Raw genomic sequence first — 16,643 nt, 5'->3', positions numbered from 1 at the left:
TGTGCATGGAACGTGACGGCCAACTCGAGCTCTACGCGGCAGTCGCGGACCAACTCAAGGAAGCGCACACAAGAGTGCGCGCACTGCAAGTCCCGGAGGGCGTACGGATGGCGCTGACCCGGAAGCTGCTGGTCATTACGGCCGCGGCCAAGCATGATCTCGCCGACGCGACAAGGCGGCTGGAGCGGTTCACCACAGACCTCGACGAGGGCCGATTCCTCGAAGGGGATCACTGACGAACTGCGCTGCGGCCCGAGTTCGTTGCGGCACAAGGGTGATTAGCCCGTTTCGTGTTTGATTTGCGGTATATATCTGCCTAACGTGCGAAAAAGCTTGAACGCATTCGTTCGGGCAATGTCTCCGAAGGGGAAGACGTGAACAAGGCGCAGCTCGTAGAAGCGATTGCCGACAAGGTCGGCGGGCGTCAGCAGGCCGCCGACGCGGTCGACGCGGTACTGGACGCCATCGTCCGTGCGGTTGTCGGCGGAGACCGGGTCTCGGTCACGGGCTTCGGTTCCTTCGAGAAGGTCGACCGTCCCGCCCGTTACGCCCGCAACCCTCAGACGGGTGAGCGTGTTCGGGTCAAGAAGACCTCCGTGCCGCGCTTCCGTGCCGGCCAGGGCTTCAAGGACCTGGTGAGCGGCTCGAAGAAGCTCCCGAAGAACGACGTCGCGGTCAAGAAGGCCCCGAAGGGCAGCCTCTCCGGCGGCGCTTCCGCGACGGTGAAGAAGGCCGCGGCCAAGAAGGCCACCACCGCCAAGAAGGCGGCGGCGAAGACCGCCGTGGCGAAGAAGACGGCCGCGAAGAAGACCACGGCCGCCGCGAAGAAGACCACCGCGAAGAAGACGACGGCGAAGACGACCGCCGCGAAGAAGACGACGGCGAAGACGACGGCCGCCAAGAAGACCGCCGCCAAGAAGGCTCCGGCGAAGAAGGCCACGGCCAAGAAGGCCCCCGCCAAGAAGTCGACGGCCCGCAAGACCACCGCCAAGAAGGCCACCAGCCGCTAGAACCGGGCACAGGCACCTCACGCGCCGGGCCGGGCTCCCCGAGGGAGCCCGGCCCGCGGCGTGTCCGCAGCGTCGGGGGTGCTCCGGTTCAGAACGTCTGCAGCGTGATCAGGGTGATCCGGAGCTCCGCGCCCGCGCCCTCGGTCTCGATCCGCACGCGCTGCCCCGGCCGCAGCAGCCGCAGCCCGCCGGCGTCGAACGCCGGACCGTCGAAGGGCACGGGCGTGCCGTCGTCGAGCAGCACCTGTCCGCTGCGGGTCTCGGGGTCGTACGTGTACGAGGTCGCCTGCATGGGGGCAGCCTACGGCCAGCCCGCCGCCGCCCGCCTATTGCCCGGGAATCAGCAGCCGCGCCGCGGCGGCCGCCGTGCGCGGTCCCACGCCGAGCGTCAGCGCCGCCCGCAGATCCTCCCGGGTGTCCACGTCCTGGCGTACGGAGTCCACCGCGTCGAGACGGAGTTCCGCGGCCCCCGAGGCGCGGTGGCGGGCCCGCGAATCGCCACCGAAAGCGGGGAGCAATTCACGGCCCGGGGAAGCGGCCAGGAGTGTGGTGCCGATTGCAGCCGCATCGGCCAGAAAAGCACGGGGGAATTCACCCGCCGCAGCCAGTACCCGGCCCAATTCGGAAGGCCGCAGAGCGGGCAGATCGGCGTTCAGGGCCGCGACGGCGCTTTCGGGATCCCGGGCCCGTACGACGCCCGCGCCGTGCGCCAGCGCCGCGTTGAGACCCCCGCCCGGCTCGTCCGCGACGATGTGCGCGCCGAGCGCGGCCAGCTCCCTGCCGGCCACGGCGTCACCCGTGACGACCGCCACACCCCGTACGGCTGGGCAGGCCAGCGCCGCCGCCACGGTGTCCTGCGCGAACGCGAGCGCGAGGCCGGGGCGCAGTACGTCGGAAGCGGTGTCCGCAAGCCTGCTCTTGGCCCGCGCCAGGGGTTTGAGGGGTATGACCAAGGTCCACCGCACGAGCGCTCCACCCTCTCCAGTCACGCCTTATTGTGACCTGGTCACCCTGGCGGTCCGGGTGTCGGGGCGTACGGTGTTCTCGACAGACAGGCGGCCTGGAGCGACACTTGTGCGGCCCCCCAGGCTCTAGAGGAAGGTGTCCGCGTGCCCCGCCGCAGAATCGGCTTCTGGTACCGCTTTGCAGCGGTTCTCGTCAAACCGCCGCTGGTGGTTCTGATCAAGCGGGACTGGCGAGGGATGGAGAACATTCCGGCCGAGGGCGGATTTATCACCGCGGTCAACCACAATTCCCACGTGGACCCGTTCGCGTATGCGCACTACCAGTACAACACCGGACGTGTTCCGCGCTTCCTGGCGAAGGCCGGACTTTTCAAGAAGGGATTCGTCGGCGCCGCGATGCGCGGCACCGGGCAGATTCCCGTCTACCGCGAGAGCACCGACGCCCTGAGCGCCTTCCGGGCCGCGATCGACGCCGTGGAACGCGGCGAGTGCGTGGCGTTCTACCCCGAGGGCACGCTCACCCGTGACCCCGACGGCTGGCCGATGACCGGCAAGACCGGCGCGGCGCGCGTCGCGCTGCAGACGCGGTGCCCGGTGATCCCGGTCGCCCAGTGGGGCGCCAACGAACTGCTGCCCCCGTACGCCAAGAAGCCCGACGTCCTCCCGCGCAAGACCCACCACGTGCTCGCGGGCCCGCCGGTGGACCTCTCGCGCTACTACGACCGGGAGATGAACCCGGACCTCCTCAAGGAGGTCACCGAGGTCATCATGGCGGCCATCACCGCGCAGCTGGAGCTGATCCGCGGCGAGAAGGCGCCCGAGAACGTGTACGACCCGCGCGAGGTGCGCATCGCGCAGCGCCGCAAGGCCGCGGCCAAGTCGAAGGCACAGCAGGAAGAGGGGCAGGGCACGTGAGCAAGCCGGTCAGGGCGGCCGTCTTCGGAACCGGATCGTGGGGTACGGCCTTCGGCATGGTGCTCGCCGACGCGGGGTGCGACGTCACCCTGTGGGCCCGCCGTCCCGAACTCGCCGACGCGGTCAACTCCACGCGGATGAACCCGGACTACCTCCCGGGGATCGAACTCCCTCAGAACCTGCGGGCCACCGCCGACCCGGCCGAGGCCGCCCGCGGCGCCGACTTCACCGTCCTCGCCGTGCCCTCCCAGACGCTGCGCGGCAACCTCGCGGAATGGGTGCCCCTGCTGGCTCCCGACACCGTGCTCGTCTCGCTCATGAAGGGCGTCGAACTCGGCACCGTGAAGCGGATGAGCGAGGTCATCGAGGAGGTCGCCAAGGTCTCCGCGGACCGGGTCGCCGTCGTCACGGGGCCCAACCTCGCCAAGGAGGTCGCCCAGCGGATGCCCGCGGCCGGCGTCGTCGCCTGCCGCGACGAGGCGGTGGCCCGGCGCATCCAGGCCGCCTGCCACACGCCGTACTTCCGCCCGTACACGAACACCGACGTGGTCGGCTGTGAACTCGGCGGAGCCGTCAAGAACGTGATCGGTCTCGCCGTCGGCATCGCCGACGGCATGGGCCTGGGCGACAACGCCAAGGGCTCGCTCATCACCCGCGGCCTGGCGGAGACCACCCGGCTCGGACTCGTCATGGGCGCCGACCCGATGACGTTCTCCGGCCTCGCGGGCCTCGGCGACCTCGCCGCGACCTGCTCCTCGCCGCTGTCCCGCAACCACACCTTCGGCATCAACCTCGGCCGGGGCATGACCCTCCAGGAGACCATCGCGGTCACCCGGCAGACCGCCGAGGGAGTCAAGTCCTGCGAGTCCGTGCTGGATCTGGCGCGCCGGCACGGCGTCGACATGCCGATCACGGAGACGGTCGTCAGCATCGTCCACGAGGGCAAGGCGCCGGTGGTCGCCCTCAAGGAGCTGATGGGGCGCAGCGCGAAGTCCGAGCGCCGCTGAGCCGTCGCCGCCGAACGGCCAGGTGGGCGACGCTCCGCAACGACGGGTACGACGCTGAGCAACAGCCGCCGTGGGGCGCTGACTCACCGCCGTACCACCGGGTACTCTCAACGCGATATGAGCACCGAGAACCTCCCCCAGAGCCCTGAGCAGGCGCCTCGCAAGCCGCGCGTGGCCGTCGTCTTCGGCGGCCGCAGCTCCGAACACGGGATCTCCGTGGTCACCGCCGGCGCCGTCCTGAGCGCCATCGACCGTACGAAGTACGACGTACTGCCGATCGGCATCACCCAGGACGGCCGTTGGGCGCTCACCGCGGACGAGCCGGAACGCATGGCGATCGTCGACCGCAAGCAGCCCAGCGTCGAGCAGCTCGCCGAGTCCGGCGAGGGCGGCGTGGTGCTCCCCGTCGACCCCGCCAACCGTGAAGTCGTCTACAACGAGCCCGGGTCGGTCCCCAAGGCGCTCGGCGAGGTCGACGTCGTCTTCCCGATGCTGCACGGCCCGTACGGCGAGGACGGCACCCTCCAGGGCCTCCTGGAGCTGTCCGGGGTCCCCTACGTCGGCTCCGGCGTCCTCGCCTCGGCCGTCGGCCAGGACAAGGACTACATGAAGCGGGTGTTCACCTCGTTCGGCCTGAAGGTGGGCCCGTACGTGGTGATCCGGCCCCGCGAGTGGCAGCAGGACCAGTCCGCCGCCCGCAAGAAGATCGTCGACTTCGCGGGCGAGCACGGCTGGCCCCTCTTCGTGAAGCCCGCGCGTGCGGGTTCCTCGTTCGGCATCACGAAGGTCGACGACCTCGCGGGCCTCGACGAGGCCATCGAGGAGGCCCAGCGCCACGACCCGAAGATCATCGTCGAGGCGCTGCTGCGCGGCCGCGAGATCGAGTGCGGGGTCCTGGAGTTCGAGGACGGGCCGCGCGCCTCGGTGCCCGCGGAGATCCCGCCGGTCCAGTCGCACGCGTTCTACGACTTCGAGGCCAAGTACATCGACGCCGCCGACGGGATCGTGCCGGCGCCGCTCACCGAGGAGCAGACCGCCGAGGTCCGCCGGCTGGCCGTCGAGGCCTTCGACGCGGCCTCCTGCGAGGGTCTGGTCCGCGCGGACTTCTTCCTCACCGAGGACGGCGAGTTCGTGATCAACGAGATCAACACGATGCCGGGCTTCACGCCGATCTCCATGTACCCGCGGATGTGGCGCGAGACGGGCGTCGGCTACGCCGAGCTCGTCGACCGCCTGATCCAGGCGGCGCTGCGCCGGTCCACCGGCCTGCGCTGAGCACTTCGCGGGACCAGCACGTCAGTCGGCGATCCCCTCGGGGATCGCCTTCTTGACGGAGGCGGCCAGATCGACGAGCGCGCCGGTGGCATCGGTGCCCTCGGGCACGGTGACCTGGACGTACGCCAGACGCGAGGCGGTGGTCAGGCGGGTCGTCCCGTCGCCTTGCCGCTCCATCAGCCAGTCGACGCCGTTCACACCGCCGGCGACCGCCTTCGGGTCGTCGCCGTTCGCCACCTTCGGGTCGGACATCTTCACCGGCCGCTGGACACCGCAGCGCAGTATGATCGCCGGGCTTCCCCAGCCCGCGGTCAGTGCGGACCGGGGTTCCGGGTCCTCACGGCGGCGGCCGTCCACGCTCCGCGGCAGCACCTTGTCCAGGTTCTGGCACAGCTTGGTGACCTTCGCGTCCGGGACCGGAACCGCGACGGACGCACTGTCGTCTGCTGAGGAGCAGCCCGCGATCGCGATCAGCGCCGCGAGAACGGGCAGCCCGGGGGAAGCGGTGTGCCGGTGACGGAAGAAGTTCACCGGCCAAGGGTAGACGGGGGCTACAGGTGCACGACCGGACAGGTCAGGGTGCGGGTGATGCCGTCCACCTGCTGGACCTTGGCCACGACCATGCGGCCGAGTTCGTCCACGGTGTCGGCCTGGGCGCGCACGATCACGTCGTACGGTCCGGTCACGTCCTCGGCCTGGATCACCCCCGGGATCTTGCTGATCGTCTCGGCGACGGTCGACGCCTTGCCGACCTCCGTCTGGATCAGGATGTACGCCTGTACCACGGAACCTCCAGGGCGGCCACGAGGATCATGTGGGGAAAAGGAACGCCACGGTATCGCGTTGCCGCTCGCCGCGGGGAGACCCGCGGTGACTGGGGCTCGCGCGCCGGGGTGGAGGGACTGCGCAAGTTGACGGTCAACTCGACCGTACCGAGTACTCAGACGGCTCGCGACCGGGCACGAGCAGCGAATAAGGGAGCACGACGATCATGAAGGGCACCGTGGGCGAGTTGGGGGAGTTCGGGCTCATCCGAGAGCTCACCTCGCGCCTCACCACCACCCCGGCGGTCCGGGTCGGCCCCGGCGACGACGCCGCGGTGGTCGCCGCGCCGGACCGCAGGGTCGTGGCGAGCACCGACATCCTCCTGGAGGGGCGTCACTTCCGCCGCGACTGGTCCACGGCGTACGACGTCGGCCGCAAGGCGGCCGCGCAGAACCTCGCGGACATCGCCGCGATGGGCGCCGTGCCGACCGCGCTGCTGCTCGGTCTGGTCGTGCCCGCCGAACTCCCGGCCACCTGGCCCTCGGAGCTGATGGACGGGCTGCGCGACGAGTGTCAGGTCGCGGGTGCGGCCGTCGTGGGCGGGGATGTCGTACGGGGCGAGACGATCACCGTCTCGATCACCGCGCTCGGCGATCTGCGCAACCACGAGCCGGTCACCCGGGCCGGGGCCCAGCCCGGTGACGTCGTCGCCGTGACGGGCTGGCTGGGCTGGTCCGCGGCCGGGTTCGCGGTGCTCTCCCGGGGCTTCCGGTCGCCGCGCGCCTTCGTCGAGGCCCACCGCCGGCCCGAACCGCCGTACCACGCGGGTCCGGCCGCCGCCGGGCTCGGCGCGACCTCGATGACGGACGTCAGCGACGGCCTGATCGCCGACCTCGGGCACATCGCCGAGGCGAGCAAGGTCCGTATCGACGTCCGCTCCGGGGACATCGACATCCCCTCGCAGATGAACGACATCGGGCAGGCCGTCGGGGTCGACCCCATCCAGTGGGTGCTCACCGGAGGCGAGGACCACGCGATCGTCGCCACGTTCCCGCCGGACGTGAAGCTGCCCGCCCGCTGGAAGGTGATCGGCGAGGTCCTCAACCCGTCGGCCCTGCCGCGGGTGACCGTGGACGGCGCTCCCTGGACGAGCAAGGGCGGCTGGGACCACTTCGGGGACATCGAGTCCTGAGACTCCCGGCGTCCGGGGTACCTGCCTCGGACGCCGGAGCCGGCCCGGCACGAGGGCAGCAAAAAACCCGCCCACCGTGAGGTGGACGGGTTCAGTGCAAGCGAACCAGCAGTGGCCGCGCGCTAGCGGTTGTCAGCGCGTGACCTTGCCGGCCTTGATGCACGAGGTGCAAGCGTTCACGCGCTTCGGCGTCCCGCCCACCACGGTACGAACGCGCTGGATGTTCGGGTTCCAGCGGCGCGGTGTACGGCGGTGCGAGTGCGAGATGTTGTTGCCGAAGCCCGGCCCCTTGCCGCAGACATCGCAGTTGGCAGCCACGGGTCACTCCAAAGACTTCAGATGCATTAACGGTTGATCCCGGCATGCCGAGGATCAAGATCTAGGATCTGAGGGGCGGTGCCAGGGGGATGGCCCGATCGGATCGGGCAACTGGAGCAGCATACAACGACTGCGTCCGGAGAACGAAACTACCATGACCTGCCGGTTGTCACCCCGCCCCCTGGGACCGGGGCCCTCTACCGGCAGTAACCCCTTCTGGGTCTACGCTGCCTCCCACGTCCAGCAGCTCAAGGAGGCGCAGGTGCCGCAGGTGCCGCAGACATTCGATGCTCTCGCGGTGCGCACCTGGTGCGGGCTCGCGCTGGAGGCCCTGGGCCGCGCGCGCGAGGAGATCGACGCGATCAATGTCTACCCGGTCGCCGACGGGGACACCGGGACGAACCTGTACCTGACGGTGGAGTCGGCCGCGGCGGCGGTCGAGGCGGTGTTCGCCGGCCACGAGGCGGTGACCGTACCGGCGCCGGGGAGGGCCGAGGGGGCCAGGCCGGCCGAAGACAACGGGACGGCTGCGGGGTCCGGGGCCGACGAGGACACCGGGGCGGCCGCTGGGTCCGGGGGCGCCGAGGAATCCGGGGGTGCCGGGGGGAGCGAGGTCTCCCTCGCCGACGCCATCAGGGCCATGGCGCACGGGGCCCTGATCGGGGCCCGGGGCAACTCCGGGACCATCCTCGCGCAGCTCCTGCGCGGCATGGCCCAGGTGCTCACGGCCGACGGTGAGACCGCTCACACCGACGGCCGGGGCCTGTGCCTCGCCCTGCGCAACGCCGCCGACTCCGCCCGAGGAGCCGTCGCGCACCCCGTCGAGGGCACGGTCCTCACCGTCGCCTCGGCCGCCGCCGACGCCGCCTCCGGCGTCGAGGGGGACTGCGGCGCCGTCGCGCTCGCCGCCTACGCGGGCGCCGGCACCGCGCTCTCCGCGACCACCGGACAGCTCGCCGTCCTGGAGCACGCCGGGGTGGTCGACGCGGGCGGCCGGGGGCTGGTGACGGTCCTCGCCGCGCTGGTGCAGACGTTCACGGGCGAGGCACCGCGGCCGTTCGCGGCCTCCGCCGCCCCGCACGAGCCGGGGGAGGGGGCCGCCGCCGGCACCAAGGGCGCGCCCGGTTCCGCCGGAGCCGGTGGGGCGGACGCTCCCGGAACCGCGGGGACGCACGGGCCGGACGGTCATGGTGCCGAGGCGACGGCCGCCTGCGGGGCCGGAGACGCGGACGGAAGCGCGGACGGCGGCCACCCCGCCTTCGAGGTGATCTACCTCCTGGAAGCGGAGGACGCCGCGGTGGACCGCCTGCGGGAGAGGCTCGACGGCCTCGGCGACTCCCTCGTCGTGGTCGGCGGCGACGGCCTGTGGAACGTCCATGTGCACGTGGACGACGCGGGCGCGGCCGTCGAGGCGGGAGTCGAGGCGGGGCGTCCGCACCGCATCCGGATCACCCACTTCGGGGCCGGTGACGCCCACACCGGAGCCGGGACGGGACGTCCGCCGCGGGAGCGGACGCAGCGGGCCGTCGTGGCCGTCGTGCCCGGCGAGGGCCTGGCTGGGCTCTACACGGAGGCCGGGGCGACCACCGTGCTCGCGCGGCCGGGGGAGGCGCCCGCCAGCGGGGAGCTCGTGGAGGCCGTACGACGGGCCCACGCGCGTGAGGTGGTGCTGCTGCCCAACGACGCCGACCTGCGGCACACCGCGGCCGCGGCCGCCGAACAGGCCCGCGCCGAGGGCGTCCGGGTCGCCCTCATCCCCACCCGCTCCGCGGTGCAGGGCATCGCCGCGCTGGCCGTGCACGAACCGGAGCGCCGCTTCGACGAGGACGTCGTCGCCATGACGTCGGCCGCTGGCGCCACCCGCTACGCCGAAGTCGCCGTCGCCGAGCGGCAGTCCTGGACCATGGCCGGCATCTGCCAGGCCGGGGACGTCCTCGGCCTCATCGACGGCGACGTCGCCGTCATCGGCGCCGACGTCACCGCGACGGCGGAGACCGTCCTCGACCGGATGCTCGCGGCGGGCGGCGAGATGGTCACCCTCGTCCTCGGCGACGAGGCCCCCGACACCATCGCCGCGCACCTGGAGTCACGGGTGCGGGAGTCCTACCTCGCGGTGGACACCGTCGTGTACCGAGGCGGACGCCAGGGCGCGCTGCTGCTCATCGGGGTCGAGTAGCGGCCCCGGCGCCGGCCTTCAGGCTCCCGCGGGCACCTCGGCCCGCCGGGGGACCTCCGGGACCCCGGCCGTGCGGTGGGCGCGTTCGACGGCCTGCCCCCAGTAGGTCCCGGCGACCATGAGCGCGGCACCGAGGGCGGTGAGGACCGTGAGGTGTTCGCCGCCGAGACCGATGCCGACCGCGACGGCCCAGACCGGCTCGGTGCCCAGCAGCAGACTGACCCGGCTGGCGGAACTGCGCTGCACCGCCCAGGTCTGGGCGAGGAAGGCGAACAGACCGCAGAACAGGGCGAGATAGAAGAGCCGCGCCCAGCCGCCCGCGTCGACCCCGCCGAGCGTCGTCAGCGTGCCCGCGACGGGAACCGCGAACAGGACGGCGCCGACGACCGTCTGGACGGCCGTGACGTGCAGCGGCCGCACCGGGTGACGGGCGGTGAGCCGCCCCACCAGGGCCACATGGGCCGCGCGGACCAGCGCCGCGGCGAGGATCAGCAGGTCACCGGAGCGAGGCGCGTGGAAGCCGCTGCCGGACACCAGGAGACCGACGGCCAGCAGACACAGGCCGGTGGCGGCGAAGTAGCGCGCCGGCAGCCCCGCCGAACCGGACGCGCGGTCCAGCAGCGGGGTGAGCACGATGGTGAGGCTGATCAGCAGGCCCGCGTTGGCGGCGCTGGTGTGGGCGACCCCGTACGTCTCCAGGACCAGGACGGCTGCCTGGGTGAGGCCCAGCACCGACCCGACGCGCAGCTCGGCGCGCGTGCAGCGCCTCGTCCGGCGCCGGGCCGCGACGAGCGCGACACAGGCGACGGCCGAGATGCCGTACCGCGCGAACAGGACGAGCAGGACGGGGAGCGCCGACGTGGCGGACTTGGCGGCCAGATAACTGGAACCCCAGACGACGGCGACAAGGAGAAGCACCGCGTCGGTGCTGCGGACTCGGGACACGCCCACACGTTCCCCCACCTGGACTCTGAAGCCCATAGCGAAGTTCTTCACGGTCTTTTAAGCATCACTACAATGACCGGGTGAACGAGCGGCAGCTGCGGATCCTGCGTGAACTGGGCGAGCTGGGAAGCGTCACCGCCGTGGCGGAGGCGCTGCTGATGACCCCCTCGGCGATCTCGCAGCACCTGCGCCTGCTGCAACGCTCGATTCCCGTCCCGCTCACCGAACGCGACGGACGGCGGCTGGTGCTGACGGACGCCGGGCGGGTGCTGGCCGGTGCGGCGATCGAGGTGGAGAGCGCCCTGGCGCGGGCACGGCACTGCGTCGACGGGTTCGTGGACGAGCCGGCCGGGGACGTGTCCGTGGCCGCCTTCCACAGCGCGGCCGCCACCTTCTTCCCGGTCCTGCTGCGCGGCCGGGCCGAGACCGCGCCGCGCCTCTCGCTCGCCGACGAGGACGTGGCGCAGGACCACTTCCCCCGGCTCACCCGGGACTACGACCTCGTCCTCGCCCACCATCTCGCGCACACGCCGCCCTGGCCGCGCACCGTCACCGCGACCACGCTGCTGAGCGAGCCGCTCGACGTCGCCATGCCGGCCGATCACCCGCTGGCCCGCGAGGCGAGCCTGACACCGGACGACGTCGCGGGTCTGCCCTGGATCACCGTGCACGACGGTTTCCCGCTGATGGCCACCGTCGACGCCATCGCGACCGCCGCGAACCGGCGGCTCGACATCGTCCACCGCATCAACGAGTTCGCGGTGGTCGCGGAGACCGTCGCCGCGGGCGGCGGGCTCGCTCTGATGCCCCGCTGGACCACCCGCCCGCATCCCGCCCTGGTCCTCAGACCGCTGACCGGGGTCCACGCCGTACGCCGCATCGACGTGCTGCACCGTCCCGAGCGCGCGGCCCGCAAGGCCGTACGGACGGTCCTCGGCGAACTGCGCCGCGCGGCCGAGACGATCCGCGCCGGCGACGACCGGGACCCCGGCGGTCCTAGCCGGCTCTCTCCGTCGGCGTGACCATCTCCTCCGCCTCGGCCCGCCGGGCGTCGGCGATCTCCCCGTCCAGCCGGCCGCACACGGCGAGGACCGTGCGCGCACGGGCCGAGGCGGCCTCGTGGCGTCCCAGTTCGGCCTCCAGGCGGCCGGCCGCCAGTTCGGCGCCGGTGCGGGCACCGAGCAGGGGGTCGCCGAGGGAGGCGAACACGGTGACCGCCCGGACCACGTGCCCGAGAGCCTCCTCGAACACCTCCCGTACGACGGCCTCCTCCGCTTCCTCCGCCACGGAGCGCGCCAGCAGATCCCCGAACTGACGGTGGGTGTGACCGAGTTCGGCGACGGCACGAGGCCCCGCGTCCGCCCCCTCGTCCGTGAGGGCGGCCCCGGCATCTGCCCCGGCACCGGCACCGCCTTCCGCCTCCGCGGCCGACTCGCACTCCCGGACCGCCTGCGCCATCAGCTCCCGCGCCTCGCCGAGCCCGCCGTCCCGCCGGGCCGCGCCCCACGCGCGGGCCCGGAGCGAGCGGACGAGACCGCCGACGTCGCCCAGCTCGCGCCACAGGTCGCCCGCGCGGACGTACGCCTGATCGGCCTGCGCGGCCATCCCGGCGTGCGTGAGCGCCTCGGCCGCGAGGTTCGCCAGCATCGCGTGGTCGCGCTGCTCGGGCCAGTGCCGGGCGGTGTCGGCGGCGCGCAGCCAGTGTTCGGCGGCCCCGCGGTGCTCGCCGAGCTCGGTGAGGCAGTCGCCGAGCCACCAGCGCGTCTGCACGATCGCGCCCTCGCCGTGCATCTCGGCGGTCAGGTCGGGCAGCGACGACTCCAGGATCTCGGCGGCCTCCGCCCACCGCCCCAGGCGGAGCAGGAAACCCCCGAGGTGGTGGCGTGCCCAGGCCCCGAACGTGGCGGCCTCGCCCGCCTCGTCGGCCCAGTGCGCGGCCTCCAGGGCATGCTCCGCGGCGGGGCCGAACCGCCCGGTTGCGGCGAGTGTCTCGGCGAGCCGCAGATGGAGCTGGGCGTGGCCGGCCGGCTCCAGATGGGACTTCCCGTGTTCCAGCGCGGCCCGCGTCGCGTGTTCCGCCGCCTCCAGGTCGCCGAGATGCGTCGCGATCCCGGCGAGCCGGGAGTCGTACTCGACGGCGAACCACGGCAGCCCCGCCGCGACGAACCCGTCGACGGCCCGCCGGAGGAATCCGGCGGCCCGCTCGGCGTCGTCGGCGCGGGCGGCGAGTTCCCCGAGCATCGCGTACGCCTCGGCCGCCCGCGACGCGAGTCCCACGTCGTCCCCGGCGCGCGGCTCCGCGAGGGCCAGCAACTCCCGCGCGGCCTCCTCGGCGGCGACCATGACATCGCCCTCGGAGCCGGAGCCGGAGGTGTCGGTGTCTGAGCCGGTGTCTGTGTCTGTGTCTGTGTCGGAGAGCGGCACGCCGTTCACCGCGGCCGTTTCCAGCTCGTCCACCCGGTGCATCAGCGTCCGGGCACGGCTCACCAGCACGGATGCCGTCTGCGAGACCTGCGTCCCGTCCTGCGCGAACAGGGCGAGCACCTGGGCGCGCAGCTCCGCCACGACCTCCAGGGCCGCTCCGGACCCGCCCGACAGCGCCCGGACGTACGCGGCGCGGGAACGGGCCGCCAGCGCCTCACCGGCGTCGCCCGCCTCGGCGTACAGGGCGGCGGCCTGAAGGAAGAGCGCGGCGCCCCGCGGCCCGAGGCCCATCGCCGCGTGGTCGGCGATCTCCGCGCGGTCGCGGACCTCCAGCTCCCGACCCTTGGCGGCACGCGAGACCGCGGCCCACGCCTCGACCGCGTCCGGGTTCCGCAGCGCGGAGAGCCGCCGGGCCTCGGCGAGCAGCGCGTCCAGATCCGGTTCGGCGAGCGGCGCGTCCGGACCCGGTTCGGCGACCGCCCCGGGCACGGCCCGCCCCGGGGGCGTGGCCACCGGCTCCGACGGCCGGGCCGCCACGCGTGCCGGGGCCGCGGAGCGGACGCCCAGCGGCAGCCGGCCGACGAGCACCGGCTGGTCCATGCGGGCACGGGCCCGCTCGCCGACGTACGGCGTGCCGTTGCGGGCGTCGAACCGCGCGGCCAGCGCCAGCGCCTCCCCGCGCGCGTGCACGGCGAGTTCCGCCGCCGTCCACGCCCGGCCCGCGGGCCCGGGAACCGGCTGCCCGCCGAGCCCGAGCGCGGTCAGCCGGTCCATCGCGAGCGCCACGACCGCCATGAAGTCCAGCTTGCTGCGCGGATCCCCGGAGTCCGTGAAGTAGGCGGGGCGCTCCGCCAGCAGTTCCAGGGCGCGCGCCTCGTTGCCGGTCAGGGCACAGAACTCCACGTGGTCCGCGTACGCGCCGCGCATGCTCTCCATGGACCGCACCAGCCGGAATCCCCGCAGATGGTGCGCTCGCGCCTCCTCGACACGGCCCAGGCGCAGCAGCGGCAGCAGCGAGGAGGCGAGGGCGGTGTGCGGCTCGTGGGCGCAGGTGTACTCGCCCCGGAGCACCGGCGCCCACAGCTCCAGCGCCTCCCCGTCGGCGCCGCGCACCGCCCGCCACCACCCCTGCCCGTGCAGCTCGCACGCGTGGCAGTCGGCCATCGCGTCACGGTCCGCCGCCAGCCAGGCGCCGTACGCCCGCTCGGCACGGTCCAGATCGCCCAGATGGGCGGCGACGCTGAACTCGGCGCTGCGCACGGCCCGTTCGGAGTGGCCGGCGAGACGGTAGCGCCGCTCCATCTCGCCGAGCCACTTCTCTATGGAGGCGAGCGGGACGTGCGGCTGGTCGAGCATGCCCGCCGTCATCCACTTGAAGACCCAGTGCAGGGAGTGGATCTCGAACTCGTCGAAGTCCTCGGGGTGTTCGTCCCACATGCGCAGCAGGCGCGCGAAGGGGACGAACATCTTGTCCTTCTCGGAGCTGTAGTTGTAGACCTTGAGCTGGTGTCCGAGCGCCTCGATCACGGCGAGCGGGATGTCCAGCCCCTCGGCCTCCACGAGCAGTTGCTCCGCGCGCGCGTTGCGGCCGGGACCCTCGGGCTGCTCGTAGTTGTCCGCCATCGCCCGGCGCAGCGTGTCGAAGTCCATGGCCGGGGTCATCGGCGGTCGTCCTTCCCGGGGTCGGTGTGGGTGGCCCATTCCAGGAGGCCGATGAAGGAGCGGTTCAGGAGCGCCGAGTCCGCGGGCCGCAGCGGGCGCTGGGCCATCAGCAGGGCCTGTCCGTACAGGGACTCCGTGGCCGTGCCGACGAGGTCGGGATCGCCGAGCGAACTGATCCTGCGGATCAGCGGGTTGAGGTGGTTGAGGACCAGACGGGCACGCGGGGCGCTGCCGCGCAGCGAGCCCAGGATGCCCGCCCACAGGTCGTCGGCCTGCTCCTCGGCCTCCGCGCGGGCCTGCTCGTGACGGGCCGCCCGGTCGTCCAGATGGAGGGCGGGCACCGACAGCGGGTGGAAGGCGCGCAGCACCACGTCGCAGTTCAGCGGGTCGAGCCGGGCCCGCGCGGCGGCGAGGAAGCCGGCCAGCGCCAGCTCCTCGGCCGGGTCGACCGTGTCCAGGTGGGCCGTCACGGTGTCCGCGTCCAGCTCCGAGACGGCCGTGCCCGGACGGACGCCGGGCAGGGCCTCGATCAGCTCGCTGTCGTACGTGTAGCCGCCGTTGACGACGCCGACACCCTGCGCCGAGGCGATCGGCGAGACCTGCCGGTACTCCTCCACGGTCCGCGTGAAGTGCACCACCGGGTGCCGCTGCGCGAACTCCTCCAGGGACAGCCGTCCGTCGGTCGTCTCGAAGGGCAGCCACGGCAGCATCGTGCGCAGCATGTCCGCGTCGTGCCGCGCCAGCGACTTCACCCCCAGGTGGTGCACGGACAGGAAGGCGGCCAGCCGCTCCGGATCACCCGCCGCGAGCCCGGTCAGCCAGGACCGGATGCGCTCGCCCAGCGCCTCCCGTACGGCGGCCAGGGTCTCGTCCTCGTACAGCGACTCGCGGGACGCGGTGGGCCGCAGGCTGTCCGTGTCGAGGACGCAGCGCACGAAGAACGCCCAGTCCGGCAGGAGCTGCTCGGCCCGCTCGGTGAGCAGCATGCCCTTCAGGTGCACCCGGTGGCTCGCGCGCTGGGCGGGACTGACCGCGGTCGGCAGCACGTAGGCCACCCCGCGGATCCCGGCGAGCGGCACGTCCAGGCCGATCGAGTCGAGCGGGGTGAACCCGAACAGCTCCCGGCAGTGCCCGGCCAGGGCGACCCGCCGGGCCGTGGGGCTCGGGTGGGGCCGGTCCCAGGGCGCGGGCAGGTCCGCGATCGCCTCGTCGCCGACGCGTACGTCGTACGGCAGCAGGGCGCCGAAGTCGCGCGCCAGCGAGCGGACCCGTTCCCGGCTCAGCCACTCGCCGGCCCCGGCCCGCGCCACCAGGTGGACGGTGGTGCCCGGCTCGGGGCGCGCCTCGTGCGGCAGGGTGCGCACCGTGTACGAGCCGTCGTCGGCCGCGGTCCACTCGACCGGCGCCGCCCCGGGCGTCCGGGCGCTGCGGCTGACCACCCGGATCCGCTCGGCGACGACGAAGCACGCCAGCAGCCCGATGCCGAACTGCCCGAGGAAGTCCGAACGCGCCGACTCCAGGGCGTCGTTCCGCTTGGAGCTGCGGCCGATGGTCGCCAGCAGGCTGTGCACGTCGGACTCGGTGAGCCCGACACCGGAGTCCTCCACCCGCAGGGTCCCGTCCTCGGCGTACAGCCGCACCGTGGCCGGGGCGTCCGGCTCCTCGGCGCGCCGCGCGGTGATCGCGTCGACGGCGTTCTGCAGCAGCTCGCGCAGATAGACCTTGGGGCTGGAGTAGAGGTGATGGGAGAGGAGGTCGACCAGACCGCGCAGGTCGACCTGGAACGTATGAGGTGACGGGGAGGCCTGGGACGGCTGTGAGGTCTGGGAGTCCATCGTCGCTGCGCCGGTCGGTGGGGGGACGGGCGACGGCGCGGGGTCGGGCGGTCCCGGGGGAGGTGACCGCGAAGAGGGCCGGAGCGCGTCATCCTAGGCCCGGAACGAGCCGTCTGACCAGCGGATTTCCCGGACGTATACGGCAATGTCAGTG

Annotated in this window: 16 protein-coding genes; 8 read left to right on the top strand and 8 right to left on the bottom strand. The window is 72.9% G+C overall.

Annotated elements, in window-relative coordinates; all coding sequences use genetic code 11:
* Positions 1 to 5: 5 nt before the first annotated feature.
* On the top strand, positions 6 to 236 hold the full coding sequence (locus tag ACFYYF_RS32965; protein ID WP_361683201.1) for a hypothetical protein: 231 nt from the start codon (positions 6 to 8) through the stop codon (positions 234 to 236).
* 138 nt (positions 237 to 374) lie between these two features.
* The gene (locus ACFYYF_RS32960) at positions 375 to 1,010 is read left to right on the top strand and encodes an HU family DNA-binding protein (RefSeq protein ID WP_361683199.1); all 636 of its coding nucleotides are present in this window, start codon (positions 375 to 377) and stop codon (positions 1,008 to 1,010) included.
* 88 nt (positions 1,011 to 1,098) lie between these two features.
* Here the strand turns inward: ACFYYF_RS32960 and ACFYYF_RS32955 are convergent, their stop codons facing one another.
* Positions 1,099 to 1,302, bottom strand: a complete 204-nt coding sequence (locus ACFYYF_RS32955; protein WP_355766608.1) for a hypothetical protein — start codon at positions 1,300 to 1,302, stop codon at positions 1,099 to 1,101.
* A 34-nt stretch (positions 1,303 to 1,336) separates the two neighbouring features.
* Positions 1,337 to 1,975 carry a 2-phospho-L-lactate guanylyltransferase gene (gene cofC / locus ACFYYF_RS32950; RefSeq protein WP_361683197.1) on the bottom strand — a complete coding sequence of 213 codons (639 nt, stop codon included), beginning with the start codon at positions 1,973 to 1,975 and terminating at the stop codon, positions 1,337 to 1,339.
* A gap of 144 nt (positions 1,976 to 2,119) precedes the next feature.
* Between cofC and ACFYYF_RS32945 the strand changes: the two genes are divergently transcribed.
* The 3 genes from ACFYYF_RS32945 to ACFYYF_RS32935 all read left to right on the top strand — a co-directional run bounded on the left by ACFYYF_RS32945 (position 2,120) and on the right by ACFYYF_RS32935 (position 5,172).
* Positions 2,120 to 2,890: a lysophospholipid acyltransferase family protein gene (locus ACFYYF_RS32945; RefSeq protein ID WP_361683195.1), complete on the top strand. Its 771-nt coding sequence runs from the start codon at positions 2,120 to 2,122 to the stop codon at positions 2,888 to 2,890.
* On the top strand, positions 2,887 to 3,897 hold the full coding sequence (locus ACFYYF_RS32940) for an NAD(P)H-dependent glycerol-3-phosphate dehydrogenase (protein WP_388781097.1): 1,011 nt from the start codon (positions 2,887 to 2,889) through the stop codon (positions 3,895 to 3,897). The genes ACFYYF_RS32945 and ACFYYF_RS32940 overlap by 4 nt, the downstream gene beginning before the upstream one ends.
* 117 nt (positions 3,898 to 4,014) lie before the next feature.
* The gene (locus ACFYYF_RS32935) at positions 4,015 to 5,172 is read left to right on the top strand and encodes a D-alanine--D-alanine ligase family protein (RefSeq protein WP_361683191.1); all 1,158 of its coding nucleotides are present in this window, start codon (positions 4,015 to 4,017) and stop codon (positions 5,170 to 5,172) included.
* A 21-nt stretch (positions 5,173 to 5,193) separates the two neighbouring features.
* Here ACFYYF_RS32935 and ACFYYF_RS32930 read toward each other — a convergent pair whose 3' ends face one another.
* Both ACFYYF_RS32930 and ACFYYF_RS32925 read right to left on the bottom strand, forming a co-directional pair.
* Positions 5,194 to 5,703 carry a DUF3515 domain-containing protein gene (locus ACFYYF_RS32930; protein WP_388781096.1) on the bottom strand — a complete coding sequence of 170 codons (510 nt, stop codon included), beginning with the start codon at positions 5,701 to 5,703 and terminating at the stop codon, positions 5,194 to 5,196.
* Positions 5,704 to 5,723: 20 nt separating this feature from the next.
* Complete coding sequence (locus ACFYYF_RS32925) at positions 5,724 to 5,957, bottom strand: Lrp/AsnC family transcriptional regulator (RefSeq protein WP_028802415.1); 234 nt, start codon at positions 5,955 to 5,957, stop codon at positions 5,724 to 5,726.
* 206 nt (positions 5,958 to 6,163) lie between these two features.
* Here ACFYYF_RS32925 and ACFYYF_RS32920 point away from each other — a divergent pair, with 206 nt between their 5' ends.
* Positions 6,164 to 7,129, top strand: coding sequence for a thiamine-phosphate kinase (locus tag ACFYYF_RS32920; protein WP_361683187.1), 966 nt, complete (start codon positions 6,164 to 6,166; stop codon positions 7,127 to 7,129).
* A gap of 132 nt (positions 7,130 to 7,261) precedes the next feature.
* On the opposite strand, the gene rpmB is transcribed toward ACFYYF_RS32920, so the two are convergent.
* Complete coding sequence (gene rpmB, locus ACFYYF_RS32915) at positions 7,262 to 7,447, bottom strand: 50S ribosomal protein L28 (RefSeq protein WP_037625034.1); 186 nt, start codon at positions 7,445 to 7,447, stop codon at positions 7,262 to 7,264.
* 262 nt (positions 7,448 to 7,709) lie between these two features.
* Here rpmB and ACFYYF_RS32910 point away from each other — a divergent pair, with 262 nt between their 5' ends.
* Complete coding sequence (locus ACFYYF_RS32910; RefSeq protein WP_388781095.1) at positions 7,710 to 9,623, top strand: DAK2 domain-containing protein; 1,914 nt, start codon at positions 7,710 to 7,712, stop codon at positions 9,621 to 9,623.
* Positions 9,624 to 9,641: 18 nt separating this feature from the next.
* On the opposite strand, the gene ACFYYF_RS32905 is transcribed toward ACFYYF_RS32910, so the two are convergent.
* On the bottom strand, positions 9,642 to 10,568 hold the full coding sequence (locus tag ACFYYF_RS32905) for a DMT family transporter (protein WP_388781094.1): 927 nt from the start codon (positions 10,566 to 10,568) through the stop codon (positions 9,642 to 9,644).
* An 80-nt stretch (positions 10,569 to 10,648) separates the two neighbouring features.
* On the opposite strand from ACFYYF_RS32905, the gene ACFYYF_RS32900 reads away from it, so the two are divergent.
* On the top strand, positions 10,649 to 11,590 hold the full coding sequence (locus ACFYYF_RS32900) for a LysR family transcriptional regulator (protein ID WP_388781093.1): 942 nt from the start codon (positions 10,649 to 10,651) through the stop codon (positions 11,588 to 11,590).
* Here the strand turns inward: ACFYYF_RS32900 and ACFYYF_RS32895 are convergent.
* On the bottom strand, positions 11,565 to 14,654 hold the full coding sequence (locus ACFYYF_RS32895) for a tetratricopeptide repeat protein (RefSeq protein ID WP_388781092.1): 3,090 nt from the start codon (positions 14,652 to 14,654) through the stop codon (positions 11,565 to 11,567). The two genes, ACFYYF_RS32900 and ACFYYF_RS32895, sit on opposite strands and share 26 nt — an antisense overlap.
* Complete coding sequence (locus ACFYYF_RS32890) at positions 14,651 to 16,489, bottom strand: HSP90 family protein (protein ID WP_388781091.1); 1,839 nt, start codon at positions 16,487 to 16,489, stop codon at positions 14,651 to 14,653. Before ACFYYF_RS32890 ends, ACFYYF_RS32895 begins: the two co-directional genes overlap by 4 nt.
* Between the last annotated feature and the right edge of the window lie 154 nt (positions 16,490 to 16,643).

Origin of the sequence: Streptomyces sp. NPDC001914 (assembly GCF_042891215.1) — a bacterium.
Lineage (GTDB): Bacteria > Actinomycetota > Actinomycetes > Streptomycetales > Streptomycetaceae > Streptomyces.
The sequence above is the reverse complement of the archived record's forward strand: the minus strand, read 5'-3'. Positions and strand labels throughout refer to the sequence as shown.

What these genes read in the sequence shown, in the direction of transcription:
- ACFYYF_RS32965 (WP_361683201.1), top strand. Translation starts at nt 6, where the DNA reads ATGGAACGTGACGGCCAACTCGAGCTCTACGCGGCAGTCGCGGACCAA.
- ACFYYF_RS32955 (WP_355766608.1), bottom strand. Translation starts at nt 1,302, where the DNA reads ATGCAGGCGACCTCGTACACGTACGACCCCGAGACCCGCAGCGGACAG.
- ACFYYF_RS32935 (WP_361683191.1), top strand. Translation starts at nt 4,015, where the DNA reads ATGAGCACCGAGAACCTCCCCCAGAGCCCTGAGCAGGCGCCTCGCAAG.
- ACFYYF_RS32920 (WP_361683187.1), top strand. Translation starts at nt 6,164, where the DNA reads ATGAAGGGCACCGTGGGCGAGTTGGGGGAGTTCGGGCTCATCCGAGAG.
- ACFYYF_RS32895 (WP_388781092.1), bottom strand. Translation starts at nt 14,654, where the DNA reads ATGACCCCGGCCATGGACTTCGACACGCTGCGCCGGGCGATGGCGGAC.
- ACFYYF_RS32890 (WP_388781091.1), bottom strand. Translation starts at nt 16,489, where the DNA reads ATGGACTCCCAGACCTCACAGCCGTCCCAGGCCTCCCCGTCACCTCAT.